The sequence below is a fragment of the Acidimicrobiia bacterium genome, assembly GCA_016650365.1.
Taxonomy (GTDB): Bacteria; Actinomycetota; Acidimicrobiia; order Spongiisociales; family JAENVV01; genus JAENVV01.
On record JAENVV010000134.1, the window covers coordinates 1 to 1,507 of the forward strand.

At 61.6% G+C, this 1,507-nt stretch carries 3 protein-coding genes; 2 read left to right on the forward strand and 1 reads right to left on the reverse strand.

Features of this window, described 5'->3' with window-relative positions:
- Positions 1-42 precede the first annotated feature (42 nt).
- Together JJE47_07840 and JJE47_07845 are read left to right on the forward strand one after the other, a co-directional pair.
- Entirely contained in the window at positions 43-192 is a 150-nt protein-coding gene (locus tag JJE47_07840; GenBank protein MBK5267332.1) for a hypothetical protein, read from the forward strand.
- Between the two features lie 11 nt (positions 193-203).
- The gene (locus JJE47_07845; GenBank protein MBK5267333.1) at positions 204-1,190 is read left to right on the forward strand and encodes an amidohydrolase; all 987 of its coding nucleotides are present in this window, start codon (positions 204-206) and stop codon (positions 1,188-1,190) included.
- Here JJE47_07845 and JJE47_07850 read toward each other — a convergent pair.
- Positions 1,187-1,507: hypothetical protein (locus tag JJE47_07850; GenBank protein MBK5267334.1), on the reverse strand; the 321-nt coding region annotated here is incomplete at its 5' end. The genes JJE47_07845 and JJE47_07850 overlap by 4 nt on opposite strands.

Genomic DNA, 1,507 nt, shown 5'->3' on the forward strand with positions numbered 1-1,507 from the left:
CCTACGCCTGACAACCCGATCTCGAAAACTTATCCCTGTCACATGATGTGCCGGGCCAACCACGTGACTCATTATGAGAACTTGATCCTGACCGAGGTAGTAGGTCGCCGGTTCACCTTCGCAGGTTTCCCGCTCAAGGTGGTCGGAGCTCATGGCGGTCCGACCAGGGCAGTGGCGATTCTCCCCGAGTGAGCCCGGAACCTATGGCATTAACAGTTGATATCCACGCCCACATTCTGGTGCCCGAGATCGGCACCCTCGTGGCTGACGAGTTCGATGCATCCAAGGATCCGTTTCTTCGGTTCGGTGGAGCCAGCACCGAGCACAACCAGAAGATCTTCTCCGATCTGGTGCCGATGCTCACGGACCCTGTCCGCCGTCTGGCTCACATGGATCGCCAGGGCGTTGAGATCCAGGCCGTTGCGATCGCACCTCCGCAATATCACTACTGGGCCGATCCCGATCTTGGAACCGAGATCGCCAGGATCGGCAACGAGGCGATTGCCGCCCTTGTCGACGCTCACCCCGACCGGTTTGTGGGAATGGGGACCCTTCCGATGCAGGATCCGGGGCGAGCGATATCCGAACTCGAACGAGTAGCCGCCGCGTACAGCTTTCCGGGCGTGTCGATCAACCCCAGCGCCGAGGGCGTGGATTACGACCAGGCGGAGTACGGGCCGTTCTGGCGAAAAGTCGAGGAGCTCGACATGCTCGTGATCCTCCATCCCAACGGGTTCAGTCAGGGAGAGCGGCTTGGTAGCGACTACATGATCAATGTCGTCGGCAACCCGCTCGAAACCACGGTTGCGCTGAGCCATATCGTCCTGGGAGGTGTCATCGAGCGGCACCCGAAGGCCAAGATCCTCGCTGTCCACGGAGGTGGCTACCTCCCGTTCTACATGGATCGAATGGATCACGCCTATGGAGCCCGTCCCGAAGTCGGGGTCAGCATCACCCGCCCGCCGAGTTCATATCTCAAGCAGGTCTTTTTCGACAGCGTTGTATTCGGTGATGGCCTCAACTATCTGGTCGACCGAGTTGGCGCCGACCACGTCCTGATGGGGACCGATTATCCCTACGACATGGGCGAGGACGACCCGATCGGACGGGTGGCCAGGGTCGGCAATGCTTCCGACCGTGATATTCAGCAAATGTCGGGGCTGAATGCTGCACGCTTGCTCGGGCTCTAAGCGGAGCGGCTGCTGTCCGGAGCAAAAGTCGATGAACTCTCGTGTCGCCCGGCCAGGCTGGGCCCGACCGTCATGACCACTGCTGCCAGGCAAGCCGACACCGCGGCGATTGTCATGGCTGGGAAATAGGAGCCGGACCGATCGACCAGCCAGCCGTACAGGGGAGTGCTGGCCCCGGCACCGGTCAGGAAGCCGAGCTGAACCCAACCAGTGGCGGCCCCGGCCCGGGAAGGCCCGGTGGTCACCATGGTCGCCAGCATCCCAACCGCGTTCCATGAGGCTGCGGAAAGGCCCATGACGATTGCCGCTGGCCAAAC